We start from the raw sequence: 8,780 nt of genomic DNA on the forward strand, positions 1-8,780 counted from the left end.
CGTCTACCGTCCTCGCTCGCCGCCCTCCCGATCGACCTGCAGCGATCCCTCGTCCAGAAGCCGTAACCGGAGGTAGTGCTTGGCATTAGAGACTCAACAAGCGAGACGGCTCGAGCCCGAAGGGGCGGAGCTGATGGATCGCGTCTCCGGCTGGTGGGAGGACTATCAGCGGATCCTGCTGATCGCCCTGGCCGTGATCGCGTTGGTCGTGGGCGGCGGCTACCTCTACCTGCGCTCCCAAAAGACCCAGGAGGACCAGGCCGCGGGTCAGCTGGCGGAGGCCAGCGTCGTGTTCTGGCAGGGCGACTACAACCGCTCGCTCCAGGTGGCCAAGCAGACCTACACGCAGTACCCGTCGACGCCGAGCGGCATCGATGCGCACCGCGTGGCGGGCGACGCCTCGTTCTGGATCGGCGACTTCAAGAGCGCGGTGACCGAGTACCGCCAGTACCTCGGCAAGGTCAAGAGCGGCGAGCTGGCCGACGCCGCGCGCCGCAGCCTCGCGTACTCGCTCGAGAGCAATGGACAGACGCAGGACGCGGCAAAGGAATACGACGCACTGGTGGGCCGCATCGACCGCATCACCTCGGGGGAGATGCTCGCCGGCGCCGCCCGGTGCTACCGACGGCTCAACCAGCCCGCGGAAGCGATCAAGCGCCTCGAGCGCCTGGTCTCGGAGTTCGGCGACACGTACTACGCGCAGGTGGCCCGGGTCACGCTGGGCGAGCTGAAGGCGACGGCGCGCTGAGCGGCATGCCGCGTCACCGGCGACGCGGCCCTCGTCCCTGACGGGAACGACATGAGCGGCGGCGTTCGGGTCGAGCTGATCCTCCTGTGGCATCAGCACCAGCCCGATTATCGCGATCCGCACACCGGACGATCACGGCTTCCCTGGGTCCGGCTCCATGCCACCAAGGACTACGTGGACATGGCGCGGCGCCTCGAGCCCTTCCCACGGGTGAAGGCGACATTCAATTTCGTTCCCTCGCTCGTGGATCAGATCGAGGCCGCTGCGCGCGGCGAGCCGGACGAGCTGTTCGAGCTGCTGGCGCGCGACCCGAGAGATCTGACGGCCGAGGAGCGCGCGGCGGTGGCGCGGCGTTGTGCCCAGTGCCCGACCCACGCGCGCTCGCGATGGCCGGCGCTCGGGGCGCTCGCGTCCCGAGCCGAGAGCGGCGCCGAGCTGCCGGACAGCGACCTCCTGGCGCTCGAGATCGGGTTCTTGCTGGCGTGGCTCGATCCGCTGTTCCACCCGGTGCCCGAAGCGGTGGCGGCCATCGGCTCCCCGCCGCGTCTCGAGATCCGCGACGGGCTGCTCGCGCTCCACCACCGCTTGCTCGGCGACGTGATTCCCGTGCATCGCGAGCTCCACGCTCGCGGCCAGATCGAGCTGTCCACGTCGCCTTACTATCATCCGATCCTGCCGTTGCTGGTGGACTTGTCGGCCGCGACGCGCGCGCGGCCCGATCTCCCGCTTCCACGCCGCCCATTCGTCGCGCCCGAGGACGCCCGCCTCCAGCTCGAGCGCGCGATCGCGCGTCACGCGAAGGTGTTTGGCGCGCCGCCACGCGGCGTGTGGCCGTCGGAGGGCAGCGTGAGTCCGGAAGTCGCGGAGCTCGCCGCGGGTCTCGGGCTCGAGTGGCTGGCCAGCGACCAGGGCGTCCTCGAGCGCTCGCTCGACGAGCGCGTCCCCGAGGCTCACTTCCGTCCCTGGCGGCTCGACACGAAGGCGGGCCGGATCCACATCTTCTTCCGCGACCACGAGCTGTCGGACCGGATCGGCTTCGTGTACCAGCGGTGGAAGGCCGGCGACGCGGTGGCCGACTTCGTCGACCGCCTGCGCCGGATCGGCCGGCGACACGCCGAACGTGTTCCGATCGTATCGGTCATGCTCGACGGAGAAAACTGCTGGGAGGGTTACGAGCAGGACGGCGGCCCGTTCCTCGACAAGCTGTACGCCGCGCTGGCGTCGGCGGAGGACATCCGCACCACGACGCCGGCCGAGGTGCTGGCGCGTGGCGGCTCGTGGCCGGGACTCTCACGGCTCCATTCGGGATCGTGGATCGATGCCGACTTCCACATCTGGGCCGGGCATCCGGAAAAGAATCGCGCCTGGGATCTGCTCGGCCGCGCCCGCGAGCGGCTGGCCGCGCATCCACAGGCTCCGGAGATCGCGCGGGAGTCATTGCTCAAGGCGGAGGGCTCGGACTGGTTCTGGTGGCTGGGCGACGATCACTTCACGAGCGACAAGGCCTTGTTCGACAGTCTATTTCGCGGGCACCTTCGAGCCATCCACGAAGCCTGCGGAGACCCCGTCCCACCCGACCTCGAGGTGCCGATCGCGGCCGTGTCGAGACCCGGGAAGGAGGAGATCCCCAGCGCTCTTCTCACACCAGTGATCGACGGCCGTCAGACCGACTATTACGAGTGGCACGATGCCGGACATCGCGCGATCGCGGGAGCGGGCTCTGCCATGCACGCCGGCAGCGGGTGGTTTCACGATCTCTACTACGGCTTCGACCTCTCGAGCTTTCATCTGCGCGCCGACTTCGTCCACGCGCCGGGCGAGAAGCGAGCGCTGCGCATCGAGTGGCTCGAGCCCGTGACGGCGCGGTTCGAGATCTCCACGCTGGCGAGGGGAGAGCACTCGGTCCTTCGGGCCGTCTCCGGCGCCCCGCCGGCCGCGGTCCCGGGTGCGGTTGCGTGTCTCGATCTCGTGCTCGAGCTGTCGCTCCCGATCGAGGCGCTCGGCATTCGGCCCGGCGACCGCGTCAGTTTCTTCGTCCAGATCCTCGAAGGAGGCCGTCCAGTCGAGACCGCGCCGGCTTCCGACGCGGTGCGCCTCGAAGCCCCCGATGAGTCGTTCGACGCTTCGGTGTGGAGCCCCTGAAGGTTTGTTCCCGCGCTTCAGCGCACCCAGACGGTCTTGACGTTCACGAACTCGCGCAATCCGAACGCGGAGAGCTCCCGGCCGTAGCCCGAGCGCTTGACGCCGCCGAAGGGGAGCCGCGGATCGGACCGCACCACGCCGTTCACGAACACCGAGCCGGCTTCGAGATCGGCGGCCAGCGCCAGCCCCGCCGCATCGTCGGTGGTCCAGATGCTGGCGCCCAGGCCATAGCGCGACTGGTTGGCGAGCTCGAGCGCGTGCCCGCGGTCGCGAGCGCGAATCACCGCGGCCACGGGACCGAACGTCTCCTCGTCGAAGGCCGGCATGCCGGGCGTGACGTGAGCCAGCACGGTGGGGGCGTAGTAGGAGCCGGGACGCGGTGGACGGGCGCCGCCGGTCACGATGCGCGCGCCTCGCGCCACGGACTCGCGCACCTGCCGGTCGAGCGTGTCGACGAGATCGGCGCGCGCGAGAGGGCCGAGCTCGGTGGATCGATCCATCGGATCGCCGAGCCGCAGCCGGGCCATGCGCTGGCCGAGCAGCCACTCGAAGCGCTCGCCAAGCGGGTCCTCGACGATGAAGCGCTTGGCCGCGATGCAGCTCTCGCCGTTGTTGACGAGCCGCGCGGTGACTGCCTCGGCCGCGACCTGGTCCAGGTCGGCGTCGGCCAGCACGAGGAAAGGGTCGGAGCCGCCGAGCTCGAGCACGCATTTCTTGAGCGCTTTGCCGGCGCGTGCCGCGAGGCTGGTTCCCGCCGCCTCGCTGCCGGTCAGGGTGACCGCGCGGATCGCCTCGTGGTCGACCAGGGCTTCGGCGCGAGACGCGCCGATCAGCAGCGTCGTGAAGACCCCCTCCGGGAAGCCCGCTTCGTCGAACACGCGCTCGGCGGCGATCGCGCATCCCGGTACGTTGGACGCGTGCTTGAGCAGCATCACGTTACCCGCCATCAGCGCCGGGACCGCGGCGCGGAAGACCTGCCATAACGGGAAGTTCCAAGGCATGACGGCGAGCAGAGGCCCGAGCGGATCGAAACGCACCAGGCTCATCGATGCGTCGGTCGCGACCACTTCCGGCTCGAGATCGGCGGGACCGTGGTCGGCGAAGTGGTGGCAGGCGATCGCGCACTTCTCGACCTCGGCCTCGGCCTGGGCGATCGGCTTGCCCATCTCCTCGGTCATCAGGCGCGCGAGATCGTCGCGATCGCGGCGCAGGATTGCCGCCGCGGCGCGAAGGCGCCCGGCACGCTCCGCGAATCCGGTGCTGCGCCACGCCGTGAACGCACGGGCCGCCAGCGCCAGACGGCGCTCGACCTCGGCGGCGTCGTGCTCGGTGTACTCGCGAAGCACCTGACCGGTGGCTGGATTGACGGCGTTCATGGGGATGGATGAGCCACGGAGTATACGTGGTCCGCGAACGGCGGACCGAGCGCGCCGTCATTGCAACATCTCGGCTAGACTGGCGCGTCACGTCCAAAGGAGGGGAGAGGATGAAAGAGCTGGAGAGGATTCGAGACCAGTTCGAGCGATCCTTCAAGGGTCCCTCGTGGCATGGCCCGGCCGTGCTCGAGTTGCTCGACGGAATCACGGCCGCGCAGGCGTCGGCTCGGCCGATCGCAGGCGCACACAGCATCTGGGAGATCACGCAGCACATGGCGACCTGGAAATCGGTGGTCGCGCGCCGCGTGCGCGGCGAGGTCGTGGGCAACATTCCCGACGACGAAGACTGGCCGCCGGCCGGTCAGGGCGCCGGTGAGTGGGCCGCGGCTCGGCAGCGGCTCGAGGCCGCCCACGCGGATCTGGTCGTAGCACTCGGCAGCCTGAGCGAGGAGCAGCTGGACGAGCCTCCGTACAAGGACGCATCCACGCGCTACATCCAGCTCCACGGCGCCATCCAGCACGACCTCTATCACGCGGGCCAAATCGCGGTGCTCAAGAAAAGCTGAGATCGGGACGAGACCTAGGGTGCGTTCCAGGCCGGGCCGCATTCCGGGAAAGGACCCGACGATGACACGGGCGCTGACGATTGCAGCCCTGATACTTACGGCCGCTGCTTCGAGTGCCGGGGCAGGCGTGATCCGCGGTGTGGTGCGGATCCCGGAAGCTTCCAAAGCCACGATCGTGAGCGCGAATGCCTATCCGGGCCGCGCCGCGTCGCTGGCCCAGGCGACCCCGACCGTTCGCGGCGAGCCCGAGGACGCCGTGGTCCTGATCGAGCGCGTGCCCGCCTCGGTCGATTCCGCGCTGGCGCGAGGTTCCAAGCCGGCGCCGCAGATGGCGCAGAAAGGCCAGGCATTCCTGCCCAGAGTCCTGGCCGTGGCGGCTGGCGCGACGGTGGAGTTTCCGAATCTGGATCCGATCTTCCACAACGTCTTCAGCGTGTCGCCGGTGAAGCGGTTCGACCTGGGCAAGTACCCGCGCGGCCAGTCCCGGCGCCTGGTGTTCCGGAAGGCCGGCCTGGTGCAGGTGTACTGCGATATCCACGCCAACATGGCCGGATTCATCCTGGTGCTTCCGAACCACGCGTTCACGCGTCCCGACGACACCGGCACGTTCGAGCTGCCCGAGCTGCCGGCAGGCACGTACGCGGTCAAGGTCTGGCATCCCGACCTGCCCGAGATCCGCCGCTCGGTGGACGTGCCGGAGACCGGCGTGGCGAGGCTCGAGATCTCGTACTAGGCCAAGCTGGCCCCTCTCGGCCGCTTCCGTCTACGTCGCATAATCTACATTATGTAAACCTGCATCTGATTCGGACCACGAACCGTGCGGGTTTCTGAACCGAGCCCCGAGGCTCCTACTGTCCCCTCCCGTCCCGGCCCCGCGCGATTTGGAGGCTGGGTTACCTTCCCGGCGCGGAGGCCTCAATGAATGCATGGAAAGCATCGAGCGGAAGAAAACCATCGCGTCCGGTCTCGCCGACGCTGATTCTGGCCCTGGTCACGACCGTGCTCAGTGGGTTCTTGTTTGTCAGGCTGCAAATGGCCGAGCGACAGGTCCAGGCCACCCGGTCATGGACCGGGTCGGTGATGGACTCGCTGGCAACCTTGGTCGAAGCCCCGCCACCGCCCGCGGGGCCCCAGGGCCGGGACTCGGTCTACTGGCAATGGGTCGCGACGACGGCCAGCATGCGCGCCCGGCGGCTCCAGGGTCAGCTCCAGGAAGTTCACGAGGGGCGCGGCAATCTACTGAGCGAAGGCGATCTGGCCGCCTTGCGAGAGGCTGGACTTCGCGATCCCGGGCGACAGATCCGCGACTCGCTGATGACCCGGCTCGACCTGATCCCGTTCAAGTCCGCGTTGGGTGGCCGGATGAGGTTCTCTCGGGACCGCATCATCCTGCTGGACCGGCCCTACGTCTTCGCCTATGCGGAGGACGGACACGTTGGCGGTTTCGTGCTGCTCGCGTACAACGTGAAGCCGGACCGGATCAGCTGGCGCAGGATCTGGTGGGCCGAGCTCGATGGCTAGCCGAGCACCAGATTGATCAGCTTGTCGGGTACGTAGATCGCCTTGCGCAGCGCCTGCCCATCGATGTGCCGGCGCACTCGCTCGTCCGATAGCGCCGCCGCCTGTGCCGTCGCCTGATCAGCGCCGCGGGGCAGCTCCACCGTGGCGCGCAGCTTCCCGTTCACCTGGACGGCGACCGTGACCGTCTCGGTGCGCGTCAGCGACGGATCGAACGCCGGCCAGGGCTCGTAGGCCAGGCTCTCGCCGTGGCCCAGCCGCCGCCATAGCTCCTCCGCCAGATGCGGGGCGAACGGCGACAGGATCAGCACGAACGGCTCGATCAGCGCACGGGGCCTTCGCGCCAGCGGCGTGACCTCGTTGGTGAACACCATCATCTGCGCGATCGCGGTGTTGAAGCGCAAGCCGTCCAGGTCCTCGGTCACCTTCTGGATGGTTTGATGCAGCACGCGCATCGACTCGGGCGAAGGTTTGTCGTCCGTCACCGTGGTGCGTCCTTCCTCGTCGGTCACCAGCCGCCACACCCGGTCCAGGAAGCGGGACACGCCCTCGACGCCTTTCGTGCTCCACGGCTTGGTGGCCTCGAGCGGTCCCATGAACATCTCGTACAGACGCATGGCGTCGGCCCCGTAGAGATCGATCATCACGTCGGGGTTGACCACGTTGCCGCGCGATTTCGACATCTTCTGGTTGTCCTCTCCCAGCACCGTGCCCTGATGGAGCAGCTTCATGAAGGGCTCGGGCGTGCTCACCACGCCGATGTCGAACAGCACCTTGTGCCAGAAGCGCGCGTACAGGAGATGAAGCACCGCGTGCTCGCCGCCGCCGATATAGAGGTCGACCGGCATCCACCGCCGCTCCGCCTCTGGATCCACCAGCGCGCGGTCGTTCTTCGGATCCAGGTAGCGCAGGTAGTACCAGCACGAGCCCGCCCACTGGGGCATGACGTTGGTCTCGCGGATCGCGGCTTTCCCCGACGCTGGATCCGTCGTCGTCACCCATTCGGTCAGCCGTCCGAGTGGGCCGCGAGGATTGTCCTCGGTGCCGGTTGGCGAGAAGTCGGGGCTCTCCGGCAGCGTGAGCGGAAGCTGATCCTCGGGGATGGCGCGCGGCTCGCCGTCGACCCAGATGATCGGGAACGGCTCGCCCCAGTAGCGCTGGCGTGAGAACAGCCAGTCTCGCAGCTTGTAGTGGATCGCCTTCTTTCCCTTGCCCTGGCTCTCCAGCCACGCGGTGATCTTGTCGATCGCCTCCTGCGCCTTCAGCCCGTCGATCGAGAACGACCGATCCGGGGTGGTGGAGTTGACCGCGCGCCCCTGCTCCCAGTCGATGTAAGGGCCTTCGTCGACGTTCCCCCCCGCCACCACTTCACGGATTGGCAGTCCGAAGGTTTTCGCGAACGCCCAGTCCCGAGCGTCGTGGCCCGGCACGGCCATGATCGCGCCGGTGCCGTAGGTCATGAGCACGTAGTCGGCGATCCAGATCGGCAGCTTCTCCCCGTTCACTGGATTGATGGCGTGACCTCCGATGAACACGCCGGTCTTCTCTTTCTCTTCCTGTCGCGCGAGGTCGCTCTTCCGCGTGGTGGCCTCGCGATAGGCATCGGCCTGCTCCCGGTGCTCGGGCGTGGTCAGCGCGTCGACCAGCGGGTGCTCTGGCGCCAGCACCATGTAGGTCGCGCCGAACAGCGTGTCGGGCCGCGTGGTGAAGATGCGCAGGCTCGCGTTCACGCCGGCGAGCGGGAACTCCACTTCGGCGCCCACCGAACGGCCGATCCAGTTGCGCTGCATCTCCACGGTGCTCGACGGCCAGTCGAGCGTGTCGAGGTCCTTCAGCAGCCGGTCGGCGTAGGCGGTGATCTTCAGCACCCATTGCCGCATCGGCCGGCGCACCACGGGGAAGCCGCCCACCTCGCTCAGTCCGTCGACGATCTCCTCGTTGGCAAGCACGGTGCCGAGCGCGGGGCACCAGTTGACCGGCACTTCGGCCACGTAAGCGAGGCCGCGCTCGAACAGCTTGAGAAAGATCCACTGAGTCCAGCGGTAGTACGCCGGATCGGTGGTGTCGACCTCCCGGCTCCAGTCGTACGAGAGCCCGACGCGCTTCATCTGGCGCCGGAACGTGGCGATGTTCTCGGCGGTGGTGATCGCGGGATGGATGCCGGTCTTCACGGCGTACTGCTCGGCCGGCAGCCCGAAGGCGTCCCATCCCATGGGGTGGAGCACGTTCATCCCGCGCATGCGCTTGTAGCGCGACACGATGTCGGTGGCGGTGTAGCCCTCGAGGTGGCCGACATGCAGTCCCGAGCCCGAGGGATACGGGAACATGTCGAGGCAGTAGAACTTGGGCTTGCCGGGATCGGTGCGGGTGACGAACGTCCCTCGCTCCTCCCAGTAGGCCTGCCACTTGGGCTCGACGTCTGCGAATGGA

General features: G+C 68.1%; 7 protein-coding genes. 5 read left to right on the plus strand and 2 right to left on the minus strand.

Annotation, left to right across the window (positions count from 1 at the left end; genetic code table 11):
* Positions 1–133: 133 nt before the first annotated feature.
* Positions 134–748 (plus strand): tetratricopeptide repeat protein, encoded by a 615-nt coding sequence (locus VFQ05_07090; protein HET9326517.1) that lies wholly within the window; start codon positions 134–136, stop codon positions 746–748.
* A gap of 51 nt (positions 749–799) precedes the next feature.
* Positions 800–2,890 (plus strand): glycoside hydrolase family 57 protein, encoded by a 2,091-nt coding sequence (locus VFQ05_07095; GenBank protein ID HET9326518.1) that lies wholly within the window; start codon positions 800–802, stop codon positions 2,888–2,890.
* A gap of 17 nt (positions 2,891–2,907) precedes the next feature.
* On the opposite strand, the gene VFQ05_07100 is transcribed toward VFQ05_07095, so the two are convergent.
* Positions 2,908–4,272: an NAD-dependent succinate-semialdehyde dehydrogenase gene (locus VFQ05_07100; protein HET9326519.1), complete on the minus strand. Its 1,365-nt coding sequence runs from the start codon at positions 4,270–4,272 to the stop codon at positions 2,908–2,910.
* A 104-nt stretch (positions 4,273–4,376) separates the two neighbouring features.
* Between VFQ05_07100 and VFQ05_07105 the strand changes: the two genes are divergently transcribed.
* From VFQ05_07105 to VFQ05_07115, 3 genes are all read left to right on the plus strand, one after another.
* Positions 4,377–4,832, plus strand: a complete 456-nt coding sequence (locus VFQ05_07105) for a DinB family protein (GenBank protein ID HET9326520.1) — start codon at positions 4,377–4,379, stop codon at positions 4,830–4,832.
* Between the two features lie 127 nt (positions 4,833–4,959).
* On the plus strand, positions 4,960–5,565 hold the full coding sequence (locus VFQ05_07110; protein HET9326521.1) for a hypothetical protein: 606 nt from the start codon (positions 4,960–4,962) through the stop codon (positions 5,563–5,565).
* Between the two features lie 185 nt (positions 5,566–5,750).
* On the plus strand, positions 5,751–6,353 hold the full coding sequence (locus VFQ05_07115) for a hypothetical protein (GenBank protein HET9326522.1): 603 nt from the start codon (positions 5,751–5,753) through the stop codon (positions 6,351–6,353).
* Here the strand turns inward: VFQ05_07115 and leuS are convergent.
* The coding region (gene leuS, locus VFQ05_07120) for a leucine--tRNA ligase (GenBank protein ID HET9326523.1) at positions 6,350–8,780 on the minus strand (2,431 nt) is incomplete at its 5' end. The genes VFQ05_07115 and leuS overlap by 4 nt on opposite strands.

Source organism: Candidatus Eisenbacteria bacterium, assembly GCA_035712145.1.
Classification (GTDB): Bacteria; Eisenbacteria; RBG-16-71-46; order RBG-16-71-46; family RBG-16-71-46; genus DASTBI01.

Bases quoted from the DNA above. Each gene is read 5' to 3' on its own strand.
- VFQ05_07115 (HET9326522.1), top strand. From the start codon at position 5,751: ATGAATGCATGGAAAGCATCGAGCGGAAGAAAACCATCGCGTCCGGTC.
- VFQ05_07105 (HET9326520.1), top strand. From the start codon at position 4,377: ATGAAAGAGCTGGAGAGGATTCGAGACCAGTTCGAGCGATCCTTCAAG.
- VFQ05_07095 (HET9326518.1), top strand. From the start codon at position 800: ATGAGCGGCGGCGTTCGGGTCGAGCTGATCCTCCTGTGGCATCAGCAC.
- VFQ05_07090 (HET9326517.1), top strand. From the start codon at position 134: ATGGATCGCGTCTCCGGCTGGTGGGAGGACTATCAGCGGATCCTGCTG.